This is a genomic window from Thalassospira sp. (assembly GCF_048059015.1).
Taxonomy (GTDB): Bacteria; Pseudomonadota; Alphaproteobacteria; order Rhodospirillales; family Thalassospiraceae; genus Thalassospira.
Window position 1 is genome coordinate 252496 of sequence record NZ_JBLLNT010000002.1, and the last position, 17450, is coordinate 269945.

A 17450-nucleotide genomic window follows, 5' to 3' on the forward strand; every position below is an offset into this window, starting at 1 on the left:
TGACCAATATAGGCCTTCGGAGCGGGACGGGTTTATCCATCGACAAGATTTCCGGTTAGCGGGAACTGGTCACAATGCCATGTAAGGATAATCCTAATGTCCGAGACTACGCGTAAGAAACGCGCCATTGTACTTTTCAATCTCGGTGGCCCGGACAGCCCGGAAGCCGTCGAACCATTCCTGTTTAATCTGTTTAACGATCCGGCAATCATCAGCCTGCCCAACCCTTTCCGGTTTTTGCTGGCAAAGCTGATTTCGCGCCGCCGCGCGCCGATTGCGCGCGAGATTTATGACCATATCGGTGGCAAATCGCCGCTTCTGGAACTGACCCAGGAACAGGCGGACGCGCTTCAAGTAGCGCTTAATGCTGAAGATGACGGATATGAAAACCGCTGCTTCATTGCCATGCGCTATTGGAAGCCGTTTGCCGATGTCACAGCGGCCGAGGTCAAGGCATGGGGGGCGGATGAACAGATTTTGCTTCCGCTTTATCCGCAGTTTTCAACCACGACCAGCGGATCGTCGGTCAAGGACTGGAAACGCGCCTGCCATAAGGTTGGGCTGAGCGCACCGATCAAAACCGCGTGCTGCTATCCGACCAATCCGGGCTTTGTCGATGCATCGGCCGAGATGATCAAGGAAGGCTATGAACGTGCGGTGGCCAAAGCAACCGAGCTTGGCATTGATAAGCCGCGTATTCTGTTTTCTGCCCATGGCGTGCCAAAGGCCGTGATCACCAAGCGTGGTGATCCCTATCAGTCGCAGATCGAAAAAACGTCCGCCGCGGTGGTTGAGAAGATGGCGATCGAAGGCCTTGACTGGAATGTCTGCTATCAAAGCCGTGTCGGTCCGATGGAATGGATTGGCCCTTCGACCGAAGACGAGATCGAACGTGCAGGCAAGGAAGGCAAAGCCATTGTGGTGGTACCGATTGCCTTTGTGACCGAGCATTCGGAAACCCTGGTCGAGCTTGATATCGAATATGGCGAACTGGCCCACGAGAAAAACGTGCCGGTTTATGAGCGTGTCCGCACGGTGTGCTCCCATCCGAAATTCATCAATGGACTTGTTTCGGTTGTAAAACAAACGCAGGTCGAACTCGATGAAAAGGGTTCGGACGATTACACCGTCGAGACGCGTGGTTGGTGGTGCCCGGATGAACATTCCTGCGCGACAGCCAAGCAGCCCGGACTTAAGCCCGCCGGGGCATAATCAAAAAACGCAATGAATTCAGGCCAGTTCCGCTTAGGGGCTGGCCTGTTTGCTGTTATGGTTCGTCGATAACATTCCTGATCCAAACCCGTATTTGGATTTTGCCACGACATTCACCGCAAATCAGAGAAGAGAGAGATGGATACCTATAGCGTTATCAAATCACTGCATGTCATCAGCGTGATTGCTTGGATGGCCGGGCTTCTCTATTTGCCGCGACTTTATGTCTATCACTGTGAAGTGGCACCGGGATCGGAAGCCAGTGAAAAGTTCAAGATCATGGAACGCCGCCTTTTGCGCGCCATTATGAACCCGGCAATGATCGCGACCTGGCTGTTTGGTGGCTATCTGGTGCATGCGGCCGGTGTGATGTCGGATGGCTGGTTCCACGTCAAACTGTTGTGCGTTGTTCTGATGACCGCATCACACATGATGATGGCGCGCTATCGCCGCGCGTTTGAAGCGGATGCCAATGAGAAATCACAGAAATTCTTCCGTATTCTCAATGAAGTACCGACGATCCTGATGATCATTGTCGTCTTTATGGTGATCGCCCGCCCGTTCTGATTGATCGGCTTTCAGGCATCTAATCGGAAAAAACGTTTCGATTTTAAAATAAAAAGGCCGCCAAACCGGCGGCCTTTATTTTGGTATCGAACCAAATATGGAATTTTAAGTCAATCAGGCGTTTCCAGCCGGCTGACCTTCCATCTGTTTGGCGAATTTCTTGCGGAAAAGATCAGCAAAATCAATCTGCTGCATCATCAGCGGCGGGAAGCCACCATCGGCAGTCAGGTCTGCGACGATCTTGCGCACATACGGGAACAGCAGGCGCGGAACTTCGATCATGAGAACCGGTAGGCGATGTTCGTCAGCAACGTTCAGCGTTACGACAGAGCCATATTGCAGTTCAGCGATGAAAGCGACCTTGTCAGCAACGTCGGCTTTGACGTTGATTTTCAGGGTTACTTCGTGAAGTTTCTGGTCCTGGGTGGTGCGTGCCTCGACATCGACATCGATGTTGATTTTCGGCTGCTGCTGCAGGGCAACGCTTTCCGGTGCATTCGGATTTTCAAACGAAAGATCCTTGATGTACTGGGTATGGATCGTGATCGGATTTGCGGCCGGCTGCTGCTGCTGTGCGCCGCCTTCTGCACCGGTGGTATTCTCGGCCATTAAAGTCTAGCTCCCTTAAGTCATTCGGTCTTGATCAGAAAAAAGCCTTCGAAGCTGCCCTGATTGGTGCGTGATCGCTGGGCCTAGGGGATTGAACCCTGCCTGAAATGCTTGTTTCTGACGCCGCGTGATCGCGGCAGATCAATTGGCCTAGCACGGATGACACGTGCGGGCAAGCCAATCAAACTGTACGCAAATCGCTTATTTCTGCGGGTTTGGGTGATATAGCGCGTGTGCTGCCGGCGGCAAGTCCGCGCAATGCATCATGGATTTCAAAGTGCCATGAAAAAAGGCTGGCCAAGGGATTGGCCAACCTTCTGATTTTGTGATTTTCCTGTGAAATCCGCTGCCTTAGTTCTGTGGCGGCAAATTACGCGGATTGTTGGGATCAGATGCATCATTTGCCGAAGATCCCGGCTGATCCTGGTCATTAGTGCTGACATCTTCGAAATCGCCATCAATGATCGGGCCAGCACTGCGCGAACGCGTTCCACCTGATCCGCCAGTTCGACCAGCACCCGTTGCACCATGAGGGCCACCGGGATGGCGTGCGCCAAATCCGCCGCCACCAAAGTTTGTCCGGATATTGCCTGACTGAACCAGTTTCATAATCACTTTTGCGCCGATCAGCTGGCGTAGCGGTGGTACGAGAAGCAGGAAACCAAAGGTATCGGTGACAAAGCCCGGTGTCAGGAGCAGCACACCAGCGACCAGAATGCAGATGCCATCAAACAGTGCGCCGATTGGCATTTCACCCTGATCCATCTGGCTTTGCGCTTTGGCGAGCGTCTGCAACCCTTGGGCACGCATCAGAGAAGTTCCGATAATCGCGGTAAGAACGACGACGCCAATGGTCGGCCACAGACCAATCAATTCGCCGGCCTGGATAAAGACCGCGATTTCAATGATTGGCATGGCGACGAATATCGCGAGAAAGTAAAAACCCATTTCTTCTCCGTTTTTTGGCGACGATGACCGCGACGATCTGTGGGGTCCAAACTCATTCAAATGACCGTTCCGGTCTCCCGAATTTGTGCGGATATGCGAAGCAAAATCGCGGGAAGATATGCATCTTTCAAGATTTTGCGACAAAGTAGCCCGTACAAATTCGGGTGATCCGAAGGACAACTGATATGAGAGAAAGCCTCTGCGTCAAATCCCTTGATTGGGGATCACCCCAATATGCGGGATTTTCCTTGCTTTTTCTCTCATATCAGTTGCCGGATCGATCATTTGAATGAGTTTGGACCCCAGTGTTTGCCCCTATTCTAGCGGCAAACCTGAACACATGCTGAAACTATTACAGAAAACAACTTGGATTTCAGTGATTTCCCATTAATCTGCAGTATGTATTGGTCGGGAAATTAGTGACCCAACACGACAAAAATGCGGCAGATCGTCTGTAAAAACCCCATATGAGGGTGAAGACGATCACATCAAATAGTGTGATCACTGGTTGCCCTTGCATTTGGTTGGGTTCATACCATCTCTCGACCACGGTTGTGATGTAAATCCGACCTGTTTGAAACCACTAGGATCAAGAGATCGGTCTTGCAGTATTTCGATATCTTCTTATTCGCACTGATTGCTGTTTTTCTTGTGCTGCGTCTGCGCGGCGTACTTGGCCGTCGCACCGGCAACGAAAAACAGGGGCCTTCCGACATTTTTGGCCGTCAGTCCCATGAACGTGATGCGCAGAATGACGCAGCACCGAAGACAGACAATGTCTATCGCCTGCCTGATTCTGGAAACGATCAGAACGCATCAGATGTTCCTTCGGGCACCTTTGCGACCCTGCAGCAGATCCAGAAACACGATCCGAACTTTACCCAGCAGGACTTCCTGAATGGCGCGCGCATGGCGTTCGAAATGATCGTCGAATATTTTGCCAAGGGCGACAAGGATGGCCTCAACCCGTTGCTGTCAGCCGAAGTTTACAAAAACTTTGCCGCAGCCATCGATGCGCGCGCTGAAAAGGGCGAGCATGAGGAAACCACCCTGGTCGGTATTAAAAGTGCGACGATCCATGATGCCAGCCTTGAGGGCCGCACGGCCTATGTCACGGTAAAATTCGTCTCCGAGGAAGTCTCGGTCATTCGCAATGCGGATGGTGACGTTGTTTCGGGCGACCCGAACAAAGTGATCGAAGCCGAAGACCTTTGGACCTTCGCGCGCAATATCGAAAGCCGCGATCCGAACTGGCAGCTGGTTGCGACCGAAACCCCGGAAGAAGAAACCGCAGAATAAGCGATTTCGAAATCCGAGAAAATTCAAGGCGATCCGATCACATCGGGTCGCCTTTTTCTTTGGCAAAGCCCGCGCTGTGAACTCGATTATCGGCTTGTTAAGCAAGTTTCGGGCATGATCGGGCCTATCTCGCCGTTTCACAAACGGCACTGTCTGCCTTGCCAATGAACGGGTTCCATCTTGAAACGACGTCTGGTTCTTTCGCGTAGTCTTTCGCTTATTTCTGTCCTGTTTGGTGCCGGTGCGGCCCTGATCTGGATGTTCTGGCCGCAAATCACCGGACAGATCGAAGAGCCGCCTGCCACGGTTGAAGATAACCTGTCGCTGCGCCCGGCCAGCTTTGCCGATCTGGATGGTTGGCAAACAGATGATATGCGTGGATCGGTGCGTGCCTTTGCACGGTCTTGCAAGGCGATGCTGCGCCGTGATGATACCAAACCTGTCGGGCCGGATCCGCGCATGGGCACGATTGGCGATTGGCGAAAAGTCTGCGAAATCGCGGTTTCGATTGATGTTGACGCCCTTCGCAAGGAAGACGCGCGTGCCTTCTTCCAAAGCGATTTCAAACCTTATCTGAGCGGCAATAACGACAAGGCAGAAGGTCTGTTCACCGGTTATTACGAGCCGGAATTGCGCGGTCAGCTGACCCGTGATGAGACGTTTAAAACCCCGCTTTATCTTAAGCCTGATGACATGGTCTCGGTCGATCTTGGGGATTTCCGCGATGATCTTAAGGGCACCAAGCTGGTTGGGCGGCTAAGTGGCAGCAGCCTTAAACCCTATTACGACCGTGAAGAGATCGAAGAAGGTGCGCTTTCGGGCCGCGATCTTGAGATGGTGTGGGTCGATGACGCGGTTGATGCGTTTTTCCTGCAAATTCAGGGCTCTGGTCGGGTGGTACTGCCAGATAGCAGTGTGCTTCGTGTGGGCTATGCTGCGACAAACGGGCACCCCTATTTCGCAATTGGTCGCGAGCTGATTGAACGCGGTGCTTTGACGCGTGAAACAGTGTCACTTCAAACCATCCGCAAGTGGCTGCACGAAAACCCGGCTGAGGCCGATGCGGTCATGAATACCAATGCGTCCTATGTCTTCTTCCAGCCGTTGAAATCCGACCCGAATGATCCGGAAGCAGGTCCGCTTGGATCACAAGGTGTTCCGTTGGAACCGGGGCGGTCATTGGCGGTTGATCGTCGTTTCCATGCCATGGGTGTTCCGGTGTGGCTTGAAACGCAAGATCCGATGAATGTGGACCGGAATTTCCATCGTCTGATGATTGCCCAGGATACCGGCGGTGCCATTCGCGGGCCGGTGCGCGGTGATATCTTCTTTGGGCCGGGTGAGGACGCAGCGCTCTTTGCCGGGCATATGAACCGGCCGGGTCAGAAATATGTCCTTTTGCCCAACACGGTTGATCCGAAAAACTGGGGGGAGACGCCCACTCAATGATCCGTCACGTGGTTTTGCTGCAGGTATCTGATGCGGTCAGTCGCACTCATGTGGATGAGGTGCTTGGACGACTGGAAGCCAATGCCTTGGCAACGCCCGGGATCATTGCCTTTGTCGGTGGCAAGAAGCTTACCGATAGTTGGTTGGGACAAGGTTTTACCCACTGCTATACCATCGATTTCGTTGATGAAACCGCGCGCGATATTTATCTCGACCGGCTGGATCAGGACGAGACCTGCTGGAAACTTTCTGACATCATGGTTGGCGGCCTGGGGGGTATTTTGTCGATGAATCTCGACATCACCGATATCCGGTTTGCCGATGAGGTCCGATTGGAAAGGGATATGCAATGATCCGTCATATCGTCTTGTTGCAGGTTTCAAGCAGTGAAACACCTGAGACGGTTGCCAATGTGCTGACCGGTGTCGAAGCCGCAGCCCTTGCTACATCAGGCGTTGTATCCTTTGCCGGTGGCCCGAAAATGTCGGGAAGCGGGATGAGCCAGGGCTTTACCCACGGATATACGATCGACTTCTTTGATGAAGACGCCCGCGACCTTTATCTTTCGGAACTTGATCGCGATGGCATTGGCCGCCGATTGTCGGACATCGCAGTCGGTGGATTGGGCGGGATCCTTGTGATGAACATCAATATTGCCGATATCCGCAAGCCCGATGATGCCAGATCCAAGAAGCTTCAACTTCGTTGGGTTTAGGTTGTTTAGCGATAAATATTAAATCCTATTTATCTAAAATTCGCTTTTCGATCGTGCAAAAAGCGCAAACAATTTCCCACCGAAAACGTTAATCACAAGTCCGGTCATCACCAGTATGGCCGAGATGATTTTGATCGGACCGAAATCCTCGCCCAGAACCAATGCCGATGTTGCCATGCCGACAATTGGCACCAGAAGCGTAAAGGGCGCGACAAGCCCGACGGGCAAGGTCGCCAGCAACCGGCCCCAGATCGCAAATCCAAGTAATGTGACCGGATATGCCAGATACAGGATCGATCCCATGCCGATCCAGCTGATCTGATCGGTCAGAACGCCAAGATCTGCGCGGTCTTCAGTCAGGAAGGACAGGATGGCAAGCGGGATCGGCGGAACAAGGCTTGACCACACGACAAAGGACAGCATTTGAACCGATCCGGCCTGTTTCATGATGATATTGGCAACACCCCATGCCGCGGCAGCGGCAATCACAAGTATCAGGCCAATGGCCGTGATCGAGCCATCAGAGACAAACAACAGCAACCCAACGCCAAAGAACGCCACCAGCATCGCCAGATAGCGGTGCGGTCCGATCTTTTCACCGAGAACAAAGAAGCCAAGGATCAGGGTAAAGAAGGCCTGCAGCTGCAAAACAAGCGATGAAATTCCCGCCGATAAGCCAAGATCCATGCCCAGAAACAGCAGGGAAAACTTGATACAGCCCAGAACCACGCCAAAGCCAACGATGTATTTCCAATGGCATTTGGGACGCGGCAGGAAAAAGACAGCCGGCAAAGCCGCAAAGGCAAAGCGCAAGCTCGACAGCAGGATTGGCGGCATTTCACCCAGACCAAGCTTGATCACGGTGAAATTGGCGCCCCAGATGGTAACGACCAACAGGATTGCAAAGAACTGTCCGACTGACATGGCTGAAACCTGGCAAAATTTCGTGGGGAACTTCACGCTATGCCGGTCGCCTGAGTGCTACAATCAAAACAATGTCACGGCGACAATTTTGCGCAAGGTTCTGAAAAAGCCTGCAAAACGAAAAACACCGGGCAGCCAAGCTACCCGGTGTTGATCAATAAGTACCTGTATTTCGGCCAGATTTACTGGGCGGCAACAACGCCTTCGTCGCCAGCACCCGATTTGCCACAGCCTGAAACGCGTGATTTACGCTGACGCTGGCTTTCGGATTTCAGCTGACCACAAGCAGCCAAGATGTCGCGGCCGCGCGGCCAGCGGATCGGTGCTTCATAGCCGTTATCAAGCAGGATCTGTGCGAACTTCTTGATATCGTTGGTCGGCGTGCATTCGTAATCCGAACCCGGCCATTTGTTGAACGGGATCAGGTTGAACTTGCAGTGAATGCCTTTGACCAGTTTGGCAAGAGCGCGGGCGTGTTCCGGTTTGTCGTTCACGCCCTTAAGCATCACATATTCCATGGTGATCGGCCGCGAATTGGACATGCCCGGATAGTTCCGGCAGGCATCCATCAGTTCTTTGAGCGGGTATTTCTTGTTGATCGGCATGATCTCGTTACGCAGATCATCATCCGGTGCGTGCAGCGAAATCGCCAGACCAACACCCAATTCTTCACCACAACGGACGATTTCCGGGACAACACCCGAGGTTGAGAGCGTCACACGGCGGCGCGAGATCGAAATACCTTCGCCGTCCATGGCAATGCGCAGGGCATCGCGCACGTTTTCATAGTTAAACAGCGGCTCGCCCATGCCCATCATGACGATGTTTGACAGGCGGCGGATGCCATTGGCCGGTGTTGGCCATTCGCCGTAGCTGTCACGTGCGACCATGAACTGGCTGACAATTTCGCCCGGGGTCAGGTTACGGACCAGAAGCTGGGTACCGGTATGGCAAAACTTGCAGGTCAGCGTGCAGCCAACCTGGGATGAAATGCAGACAGCACCACGGTCTTCATTGCGATCCGGGATATAGACCGTCTCGGCCTCGTTCCCGTCATGGAACTTCATCAGCCATTTATGGGTATCGTCGGTGCTTTTCTGATCGGCTGTCAGAACCGGGCGACCGATATAGAAATCCTGAGAGATGCGATCACGCAACTTTTTGGAAATGTTGGTCATATCGTCGATGTTGGTCACACCGCGGTTATAGATCCAGTTCCAAAGCTGTTTGACGCGGAACTTGCTTTCGCCCATGTCGGCCATAAGCTCGGTCAGTTCTTCGCGGGTGATCCCCACCAGATCGCGACGACCGTCGGCAGCCTGCCCATTGGCGGCGCGCGTAACAAAGTCGGAAAGCGACGGTCCATCCTGCGAGATGGATGCGGTGTTCTGGGTCGCGTTTTCGGTCAGGACGTCAGTCATCCCGGGCTCTCTCTCTTGGTTCTGGTGAGTCTGCCGATCAGAATTGGTAATCCATTCTTGTCTGGCGTCTGCGGGACTATACCAGAAAAATCACCAAAATGCGTCGGGCACATAAACATGTTTATAAAGCTTGGCCCCGCATATAGCGGGGCCGGGCCGATTTAGAAACGATAAATTTCACATTGCTGCCATCACGCATGTGCAATCGCGGTTGCAAAGGGCGGTATCAAACCATCATCAGCCGGATCGCTATGGTGGTGTCAGCTGACCGGCTTGGTGTTGCAAGCCTTTGAAATCGCGTTATAGGCGGCGGTGAAGCCCGACAGCGAATAGGTGTCGGTGGTTTTGGTCCCGCGCGACGATTCACCAACAACAACCATGGTGGAGCCCGATTTCATCGACGACACCAGCTTGCGGTCTTCTTCGCTGTTCACAGCCCAGGCGGAATCGTCATGGGTGAACAGCTTGAATTTCTTGGAATCGATTCGAAGATCAACGTCGCTGCCCGATTTATAGGTGTAACCGGTGATGAAGCTGACTTCGTTGAGCAATTTCAGGGCAGGACGGTGGGTAACCATCACATAAATCTTGCCGCGCTGGGTATAATCGCCTTTGGCCGATGTCGGCTGGCTTCCCATATAGCAGACCTTTTGTCCGTCTTCGGAGTAGGTATAGGCTTCCCACTTGCCATAGACATCAATCAACTGGGGTGAGTTTTGTGCCAGGGCTTGGTTGGCAGGCAGGCTCACAGCCAAAAGAGCGGCAAATGCGCAGAGCGTTGCGGCGAACGAATTTCTGACGAAACGATGGGCGTGTTTTTTCATGAGGTCGCGTATCGTGTCTGAAGTTTCGGGATCGGCCCAAAAGGACCATGACGGACATATCAAAGCCACAGGATATGGCAAATTTATGAGGGTAGTTATCCGAGCCTGCCAACAAAAGGTAAAGATTAAACCAAGGAAACTGGCGCAATCTGGCAAAATTCTAAAACGCGGGAAATTGCATCAGGCAGGTAGGTTGGATTTAGGTCAATTTTGCGCCAATCCTTATGCATCGGTTGGTCGCAAGTTCGCGTAACTACTGCGTAATTTCTGCACTTGGTCTACTTGCTGGCCAGATGCAGTTTAAGCACCTGATCAAGACAATCCTGAACGGAAATCGCCTGATTGCCGCGCCGCATGCGGGCTAGCATGTGACGCAGTTCACGTGGCGCCCCTTCGGTTTTAGGCACAAAGAACGCATCAAACGAGCATTGCTCGGAGCGATATTGCCAAACCTGAATTTCCCCTTCGCCACGGACCATTTCAGGCGCGCCGATTTTCTCTTCGACGGCGTCTTCTGACAGGCCCTTAAGCGTGTCACTTGGAATGGGTTTGAACGGGATCATCGGACCAGCGGCCGAAATTTCCGGTTTACGCCGAACAACCGGGCGGGTTGCGCGAATATTGCCCTGACTTGTGGTCTGACCATAGGTGGTTTGGCCATATTCGGTATTGGTTGTGCCCGGCGGCACAGTTGACCCGCCACAGGCACTTAAGCCCACAGCGATCAGTGCCAGAAGCAACAACACCCCGAAAGGACGCAATTGGGCCGATCGGGGTGTTTCTATGACTGAATTACCTGTCCGCACGGGGATCAGGATTCTTCCGTTTTGCGCGGAATGGTGATGGCCGGCGTGTTGCCGCTGCGTGAGAAGCCATCATCGCTGCCTTCGACATAGTCGAGTTCACCCTTGATGCGCGCGCCGTTTTCAATCTGCAGCGAGCCATAGGTGATTTTACCGCTGATTTCCGCAGAATTGATCACGGTGACGCGACGTGCGGTCAGATCGCCGTCGAACTTGCCACTGATTTCTGCTTCTTCAACCTGAGCTGAACCGATGAAGGAACCACCGTCGGAAACTTCCAGACGGGTGCAATCCTGAATCTGGGCTTCGACAACACCTTCAACGACCAGAACGTCGCACGAACCGATCTCGCCCTTAAGCGTGATGTCGCGACCAACCGTCAGCTTCTTGCCGTCGGCATTGTTGCCAGCACTTGCCGGGCGGCCGGAACCACCACGGGTCGGGATTTCAAGCGGACGCTTGGGGATTTCCGGGCGGAAGCTGGTGGAATGCGGTTTACTGGACATTTGCGGTTCATCCTTTGTGCGCGGCTTGGTGAAGAGCTGCGGCTCAGTTCGTTTTTCTGTTTTTTCGGCAGTGCCGGTATCCGTTGACGGTGCAGTCGCCGTCTCTGCGGGTTTGGTCATGGTCCCGGAAAGCGCGTCTGATCCACCTTTGGATGATGTATCGGACGAAGCCGCACTGCTGTCGACTGTTTTATTGGCTTTTTTCTTTCCAAACATTTAGCTGACCAAATCCTTGAGTGTTGCAGTTTCGGTTCAATGGTCCGTTTCGTTGCGGGCCGTGGGCGACCTTTTAGGCGGTTTTGGGCACGTAGGTTCCGAGGCGAACAGAATAATGGACCATAAAGGCGGTGGCGATAATCGGGGCGACCAAATTGACGACCGGAATGGTCATCAGGAAGGTCAGGCCAATCCCGGCAAGCCAAAGCTTTTTCTGGCGGCTTTTGCGAATGGTTTCGACAGTCCGCGCATCATAGCGGCGCGTGGCCACCAGTTCAAAATATTCGCGCGACAGAAGATATCCGTTCATGGTGTAGAACGCGATGATATAGAGCGGACCAGCCAGAAGAAGCGGCAAAATCAAAATGTTAAGCGCAAGTGCGGTCAGCGCAAATTTAAGGCCACTGATCAGGGCCTCAAAAATTGGCTGCGGGCGGGTTTCCGGCAAGGTCGGGTAATGTTTGTCTTCGACTGCTTCGGCAATCTGATCAAGCAGCAAGCTTGAAATCAGAACTGTGGCCGCAGGAAACAGCAAGATCACCAGAAGTGTCAGGCCAATACCCAAAATCCAGTCAACAGCACTTTCAAGCCAACCGCCATCGGTAAAGAAAGTGATCGAGTTCAGGCCAAACCAGATCAGCAGCCACAAACCAATGATGGTCGCAAGTGCACCGGCAACGCCAATCAGAACGACTTTGCGAAAGCGCGGGTCGGAAAACTGCGCAACGGATTTCAGAAAGTCATTGATCATCGAAGGTGTCGGTCCTGTTGTGTCATGTGTCGTCAAATTCCATGCAAGGGAATCATGCCTTGGATTCCTAGGCAATGAAAATTAACAGCCTGTGAAATCATCTGGCAGATGAACAAATTTTCGCAATTCCAACGGCAGAGATTTTTGTCATAGCGGATGCGTCAGGCGAAAAAAAGGCGTCCGGCCAGGGGGGAGAACCGGACGCCAGCGCTCCGATGATCTGGAGCGTGAGGAAAGGTAGGGGAGACCTTTTCCTCACACCGGGCTCCCATCATTTAGGGGAGCCTTGTGACAGACTCACATATAGGAACCAGTGGCCTTTCCTGCCATAGGGTGAAGCCCCGAAAAGCCGAGAATTTTCGAATGTTAGAATGATTCCAAAGCATGGGTGATTTCGTTACGAAACCACAATATCGCCAAGGGCTTGAATCAAGGAATAATTGCGATCCCGTGGCCTGATTTTCAAACCGGGTCTTCTCGTAGGAGGAACGAAAAAATTTTGTGATCAGCTGCCGCGTTTGGGCCAGACGCGCTCAAATTTGAACAGTTCGGGATCAAGTGTCATGCCCTCTTCGGTGTTGAAAAGGGTCACTGTGGTTTCAATGCCGGTCGGGTCGGTGACGTTCCATTGGCGGAGCTGCATCGGCTTTTCCTGGAAGACCAGCGTCACACTGCCAGCACCCGGATCGGATTTGCGCACCAGCTCAACACGGATGGTTTCGGCCGTCTGGCGGAAATCGACCACGTTGACTTTATCGGTCAACGAGATGTTTTCAGCCAGAATGATGCCAGCCGGGGTCTCGTCGATATCGAAATAGGTCGGGGCGTTGATTTCCTTGTCGTAGTAGATGAAATCATGCCCGGTCGAGACCAGAAGGATCTGGGCCGGCGGGTTATATTCAAAGCGCATCTTGCCCGGGCGTTCCATGTAAAGATCGCCTTCGGCAGCACCGCCATCTGATGAAATCTGAACGAATTCGGCCTTAAGGGTCGTGATATTGGCCAGATAGTTTTCAATCTTTGCGATCATCTCGGGCGAGATTTTTTCCGATGACTGGGCATGGGCCGGGCTGGGCAGCATCGCGATGCTGCCAACTGCGCCAAGTCCAATGGCAGATGCAATGACACCAGCCGCAATAAAGGAACGGCCTTTTTTACCGATCATTTTCAGTCGAGATTGCGGATTTTTCGAAAAAAGGGTCATCGGTTTGCCTGGTCTTCGGAACAATTAGGTGATCACGATTGCGAAAGTGGAATGGCGGATGATAAAAATCGAGCCATCTATTACGCGAAATACATATCGCATCATTTGGCCGTGAAGGCCAGCCGGGTCAACGCTTGCCCGCAAATGACCTTAATTGGCCGGTTTGAGCCATATTTGCGCAAAGCCTTGATTAGCGGTGAGAAGGAGAACGCGTTTAATGAGCCGTATCGTCGCCATCCAGATGGACCCGATTGAGAGTATCGATATCAAAGGGGATTCCTCCTTTGTCATGGGCCTAGAAGCCCAGGCGCGCGGATATGAACTTCTGCATTACCATCCCGATGACATGTTCTATGACCGAGGCCAGATCAAGGCGGAAGTCCGCCCGATGGCTTTGCGTTACGAGCATGGCAATCACTATGATCTGGGTGCGCCAAAGATCATTGATCTGGCAAAGGAAACCGACGTGATCCTGATGCGTCAGGACCCGCCTTTTGACATGAATTACATCACCGCCACACATTTGCTTGAGGCGGTCCATCCGGAAACCTTCGTGGTCAACCATCCGGGTCATGTGCGCAATGCGCCGGAAAAGATCTTTGTCACGGAATTTCCCGATCTGATGCCGCCGACCCTGATTACGCGGTCGGCTGCACGCATTCGTGATTTCCGCGAAGAGTTCAAGGACATCATCGTCAAGCCGCTGTTTGGTAATGGCGGGGCGGGTGTGTTCCACCTTAAGCCCGGTGATGAAAACCTGAACTCGCTTCTGGAACTTTTTGCGGCCCAGTCGCGCGAGCCTTTGATGGTTCAGGCCTATCTGCCTGATGTGCGCAAGGGTGATAAACGCATCATTCTGGTCGATGGCGAGCCGGTTGGTGCGATCAACCGCGTTCCGGCCGAAGGCGAAGCACGTTCAAACATGCATGTTGGCGGTGTTGCGGAAAAATCGATGCTGACCCCGCGCGAGCGCGAGATTTGCGAACGCATCGGCCCGGAGCTTAAGAAACGTGATCTGATCTTTGTCGGGATTGACGTGATCGGCGATTACATGACCGAGATTAACGTCACCTCGCCGACCGGCCTTCAGGAAGTGAACCGTTTTGACGGTGCCAAGCTTGAAAGCCTGATCTGGGATGCGATTGAAACCCGCCTTTCGTAAGCGGGTCGTGGCTGATCGCTAGATTGCCAAAGGGCAGAGATTCAATACGGGTTTCTGCCCTTTTTCATTGGCGGGCGTAATCCGCGATCAGGGTTGCTTGGCTTCGATCTCGACAAAGGTAAAGGCGAAGTCGTTATCATTGATCACGTTATGTGCGACCCCGGTTTTCCGCGCATAGGATTTCCCGGCAATCAGCGATGACGTCACGACCGTGCCATCATCCATTTCAATCGTCAGTTCACCGGTGGTCATGGGCACAACCACATAATCCATGCCGTGGACATGATCGCCGGTTTCGGCACCGGGCGGGAAATGCCATTCCGTAACGCGGAAGGTGTCATCATCAACTTGCACGGTCGGAATGGCTTTGGGGCGATTGTCTGCCAATGATCTTCTCCAAGCTTTGCGTGAAAGTTTGATGATAGGGGTTAGTGAACAAGGTCGCTTGCCCTTTTTAGTTCCAATTGCTTTGCTGATCTTTAAGCCATCGGTCAGGTTTCCCGCCTATGCAATGGGAACACGACGCCCGATCAGACGTATATTTGATGTCCAAAGCCACAGGTAACAGCCCCGCATGACAGATAAAAACCAAACACCCATCGCCAAAGATCAGCTGTTTGGTCCGTTCCTGTTTGCGCGTGGTGGTGATGAAAAAACATCGCGGATCGCAGCCCTTGTTGTCGCGCCCGAAGGCTTGGACTTGCCTGAGTTTCGCGTTTTAGAGCAAGGCGCTATCACCCCGGTTCTGCTGGCAACGCTTTATGGCCGCTGCTATTGGCGGTTTGATTTTGACCTGCCTGCGAAATCCGATACGTCATATAATTTCGATAACGAAACTTATTCTGTTTGTGCGGATTTGACCAAAGATGTCCGGTTTGGTTTTGTGTCCTGTAACGGGCAGGAAGACGGTGATCTGGACCGCCCGTTGGAAGATCGCAATGCGCTTTGGATTGACCTTGCCAAACAGCATGAAGAGCAGCCCTTCTCGCTTCTGCTCCATGGTGGGGATCAGATTTATGCCGACGGGGTTTGGGAATGCCATCCCGATATCATCGCCTGGGACAAGGCGCGGCGTCGGCAACGGCTTGCAACCGCATTTTCAGACGAGATGCGTGATGCGGTTCTGAAATTCTATCTTGATCATTATCTGGCGATCTATGGCCAACCCCAGATCAGCCACATGCTGGCACGGGTGCCATCCCTGATGATGTGGGACGACCATGATATTTTTGATGGTTGGGGCAGTCACAAAAAGTGGTTTCAGGGATCCGCGGTGGCGCGTGGCATGTTTGCCTGCGCGCTCGAAGCATTCTGCCTGATGCAGTTATGTACTGCACCCGATACCACGCCTGAAAACTTGCCCGATATGGTGCTGGATCGGGATGGGCAAAGCCTCGCCTGGAAGGTGGATTATCCCGGTGTCAGCCTGATCGCGCCTGATCTTCGGTCCGAGCGCACGCCAAGTGACATTATGGGCGATCATGGTTGGCGCGATCTTCTGGCCGCCCTTGAAACCATTCCGGATGGCAATCGGGTGTTGCTGATGTCGAGCGTGCCGGTGATTGGCCCGCGCCTGTCGCTGGTTGAGATGTTTTTACATCTGCTGCCATCGGCCCAGAAATATGAAGATGATCTGCGTGATCAGTGGCAAAGCCGTTGGCATCGCCGTGAATGGTGCCGTTTTCTTGAGTTGTTGGAATCTGTTGCCAACGAACACGATCATGAGATCACTCTGCTGTCAGGTGAAATTCACGTGGCAACGCGCGGTACGTTTGAAACACGGGGCAAAACCATCCATCAATTGGTGGCATCGGGTATCTCCCATACGGCACCACCGGCTATGTTTGCCCGGGTTTTGGGGCTTCTGGCCTGGATCGGTGATCATCCGCTTCCTGAACGGCCGACCAAACTAAAACCGCTGCCGGGTCGGATTGGGACCTATTGTGCGGCGCGAAATTACCTTACACTGGCCCGTAAAGGTAATAGCTGGGATGCGAACTGGCATCTCGAAGGGATCGGCTGGACACCGGATTTGACGATCTAGGATCGTCATCGGAAGACGCGCGTCCGGTCACGGCAAGGGGCTTTGAACCATGATGCAGCTTTACTATTCACCGACCTCACCGTTTTCGCGCAAGGTGCGCGTGGTTTCGCGTGAGTTGGCACGCGACAAGCAGATCAATGAGATTCTGATCGATCCCTGGACCGATGCGGCGCTTAGAACCCTAAATCCCCTGTCAAAAGTCCCGACTCTGATCCTTGAAGATGGCATGGCGGTTTTTGAATCTGCTGTGATTTGCGATTATCTGGATCAGCTTGCACGTTCGTCAAACCCCAAAAGCGGGGTCATTCCCAATGATGGCGCCGAACGCCTGAGCGCCTTGAAATGGCAGGCCTTGGCCGATGGCATGATGGCGGCAACTGGGCGTCTGTTTGCCGATTCAAAGCGTGCAGAGACAGATCGTTCCGAATTCGTAATGGAACGACAGGCCTATGCCATTCAAAGTGGCATTGATGCGATCCTAGACGGTCTGGCCCAGCTGCGCACCGAAGAGCCGCATATCGGCACATGGTCGGTTCTGATTGCGCTTTATTACGTTGATTTTCGCTGGCCGGATCGGCGGTTTGACATTCCGGTGCGTGTGCGCGACTGGATGGCGATCATGTCCGAACGAGAGTCACTGGCCGAGACGATTTTTCACCTGCCCCATTTTGATGACGACCAGAAGTCGATTGCCTGAAACAGGTTGCCGTCTGCTTTCTGACCCCAAAAGATTAAAGAAACGGCCCGGCACAAGGCCGGACCGTTCGGGCTGCTGACTGGATCGGGGTGGGGGAAA

At 53.1% G+C, this 17450-nt stretch carries 21 protein-coding genes; 11 read left to right on the forward strand and 10 right to left on the reverse strand.

Features of this window, described 5'->3' with window-relative positions:
- Positions 1-96 precede the first annotated feature (96 nt).
- Both hemH and hemJ read left to right on the forward strand, forming a co-directional pair.
- Positions 97-1212 (forward strand): ferrochelatase, encoded by a 1116-nt coding sequence (gene hemH / locus ACMZ66_RS01820; RefSeq protein WP_416933881.1) that lies wholly within the window; start codon positions 97-99, stop codon positions 1210-1212.
- Between the two features lie 138 nt (positions 1213-1350).
- Positions 1351-1779: a protoporphyrinogen oxidase HemJ gene (gene hemJ / locus ACMZ66_RS01825; RefSeq protein WP_416933883.1), complete on the forward strand. Its 429-nt coding sequence runs from the start codon at positions 1351-1353 to the stop codon at positions 1777-1779.
- Positions 1780-1893: 114 nt separating this feature from the next.
- Here the strand turns inward: hemJ and secB are convergent, their stop codons facing one another.
- Together secB and ACMZ66_RS01835 are read right to left on the reverse strand one after the other, a co-directional pair.
- Positions 1894-2388, reverse strand: coding sequence for a protein-export chaperone SecB (secB, locus tag ACMZ66_RS01830; protein ID WP_416933885.1), 495 nt, complete (start codon positions 2386-2388; stop codon positions 1894-1896).
- Positions 2389-2739: 351 nt separating this feature from the next.
- Entirely contained in the window at positions 2740-3336 is a 597-nt protein-coding gene (locus ACMZ66_RS01835; RefSeq protein WP_416933887.1) for an FxsA family protein, read from the reverse strand.
- Between the two features lie 603 nt (positions 3337-3939).
- Between ACMZ66_RS01835 and ACMZ66_RS01840 the strand changes: the two genes are divergently transcribed.
- The 4 genes from ACMZ66_RS01840 to ACMZ66_RS01855 all read left to right on the forward strand — a co-directional run bounded on the left by ACMZ66_RS01840 (position 3940) and on the right by ACMZ66_RS01855 (position 6799).
- Positions 3940-4635 (forward strand): Tim44/TimA family putative adaptor protein, encoded by a 696-nt coding sequence (locus ACMZ66_RS01840; RefSeq protein ID WP_416933889.1) that lies wholly within the window; start codon positions 3940-3942, stop codon positions 4633-4635.
- A 180-nt stretch (positions 4636-4815) separates the two neighbouring features.
- Entirely contained in the window at positions 4816-6084 is a 1269-nt protein-coding gene (locus ACMZ66_RS01845; protein ID WP_416933891.1) for a murein transglycosylase A, read from the forward strand.
- Complete coding sequence (locus ACMZ66_RS01850; protein WP_416933893.1) at positions 6081-6437, forward strand: Dabb family protein; 357 nt, start codon at positions 6081-6083, stop codon at positions 6435-6437. The genes ACMZ66_RS01845 and ACMZ66_RS01850 overlap by 4 nt, the downstream gene beginning before the upstream one ends.
- Positions 6434-6799 (forward strand): Dabb family protein, encoded by a 366-nt coding sequence (locus ACMZ66_RS01855; protein WP_416933895.1) that lies wholly within the window; start codon positions 6434-6436, stop codon positions 6797-6799. Before ACMZ66_RS01850 ends, ACMZ66_RS01855 begins: the two co-directional genes overlap by 4 nt.
- Before the next feature lie 33 nt (positions 6800-6832).
- Here ACMZ66_RS01855 and ACMZ66_RS01860 read toward each other — a convergent pair whose 3' ends face one another.
- From ACMZ66_RS01860 to ACMZ66_RS01870, 3 genes are all read right to left on the reverse strand, one after another.
- The gene (locus tag ACMZ66_RS01860; protein WP_416933897.1) at positions 6833-7723 is read right to left on the reverse strand and encodes an EamA family transporter; all 891 of its coding nucleotides are present in this window, start codon (positions 7721-7723) and stop codon (positions 6833-6835) included.
- Between the two features lie 182 nt (positions 7724-7905).
- Positions 7906-9144, reverse strand: a complete 1239-nt coding sequence (gene rlmN / locus ACMZ66_RS01865) for a 23S rRNA (adenine(2503)-C(2))-methyltransferase RlmN (protein ID WP_416933899.1) — start codon at positions 9142-9144, stop codon at positions 7906-7908.
- A 260-nt stretch (positions 9145-9404) separates the two neighbouring features.
- Entirely contained in the window at positions 9405-9968 is a 564-nt protein-coding gene (locus ACMZ66_RS01870) for an invasion associated locus B family protein (RefSeq protein ID WP_416933901.1), read from the reverse strand.
- A gap of 13 nt (positions 9969-9981) precedes the next feature.
- Here ACMZ66_RS01870 and ACMZ66_RS01875 point away from each other — a divergent pair, with 13 nt between their 5' ends.
- Positions 9982-10221 (forward strand): hypothetical protein, encoded by a 240-nt coding sequence (locus ACMZ66_RS01875; RefSeq protein WP_416933903.1) that lies wholly within the window; start codon positions 9982-9984, stop codon positions 10219-10221.
- A gap of 25 nt (positions 10222-10246) precedes the next feature.
- Here ACMZ66_RS01875 and ACMZ66_RS01880 read toward each other — a convergent pair whose 3' ends face one another.
- From ACMZ66_RS01880 to ACMZ66_RS01895, 4 genes are all read right to left on the reverse strand, one after another.
- A complete protein-coding gene (locus tag ACMZ66_RS01880) occupies positions 10247-10729 on the reverse strand; it encodes a hypothetical protein (RefSeq protein ID WP_416933905.1) in 483 nt (160 codons plus the stop codon).
- 50 nt (positions 10730-10779) lie between these two features.
- Complete coding sequence (locus ACMZ66_RS01885; protein ID WP_416933907.1) at positions 10780-11493, reverse strand: bactofilin family protein; 714 nt, start codon at positions 11491-11493, stop codon at positions 10780-10782.
- A 73-nt stretch (positions 11494-11566) separates the two neighbouring features.
- On the reverse strand, positions 11567-12244 hold the full coding sequence (locus ACMZ66_RS01890; protein WP_416933909.1) for an EI24 domain-containing protein: 678 nt from the start codon (positions 12242-12244) through the stop codon (positions 11567-11569).
- Between the two features lie 505 nt (positions 12245-12749).
- Complete coding sequence (locus tag ACMZ66_RS01895) at positions 12750-13448, reverse strand: LolA family protein (protein ID WP_416933911.1); 699 nt, start codon at positions 13446-13448, stop codon at positions 12750-12752.
- Positions 13449-13499: 51 nt separating this feature from the next.
- Here ACMZ66_RS01895 and ACMZ66_RS01900 point away from each other — a divergent pair, with 51 nt between their 5' ends.
- Both ACMZ66_RS01900 and gshB read left to right on the forward strand, forming a co-directional pair.
- On the forward strand, positions 13500-13703 hold the full coding sequence (locus ACMZ66_RS01900; protein WP_416933913.1) for a hypothetical protein: 204 nt from the start codon (positions 13500-13502) through the stop codon (positions 13701-13703).
- Positions 13666-14610, forward strand: coding sequence for a glutathione synthase (gene gshB, locus ACMZ66_RS01905; RefSeq protein ID WP_416933915.1), 945 nt, complete (start codon positions 13666-13668; stop codon positions 14608-14610). The genes ACMZ66_RS01900 and gshB overlap by 38 nt, the downstream gene beginning before the upstream one ends.
- Before the next feature lie 87 nt (positions 14611-14697).
- Here gshB and ACMZ66_RS01910 read toward each other — a convergent pair whose 3' ends face one another.
- Complete coding sequence (locus ACMZ66_RS01910) at positions 14698-14997, reverse strand: cupin domain-containing protein (RefSeq protein WP_416933917.1); 300 nt, start codon at positions 14995-14997, stop codon at positions 14698-14700.
- Between the two features lie 187 nt (positions 14998-15184).
- Between ACMZ66_RS01910 and ACMZ66_RS01915 the strand changes: the two genes are divergently transcribed.
- Entirely contained in the window at positions 15185-16654 is a 1470-nt protein-coding gene (locus ACMZ66_RS01915) for an alkaline phosphatase D family protein (RefSeq protein ID WP_416933919.1), read from the forward strand.
- Positions 16655-16703: 49 nt separating this feature from the next.
- Positions 16704-17351: a glutathione S-transferase N-terminal domain-containing protein gene (locus tag ACMZ66_RS01920; RefSeq protein WP_416933921.1), complete on the forward strand. Its 648-nt coding sequence runs from the start codon at positions 16704-16706 to the stop codon at positions 17349-17351.
- Positions 17352-17450 lie beyond the last annotated feature (99 nt).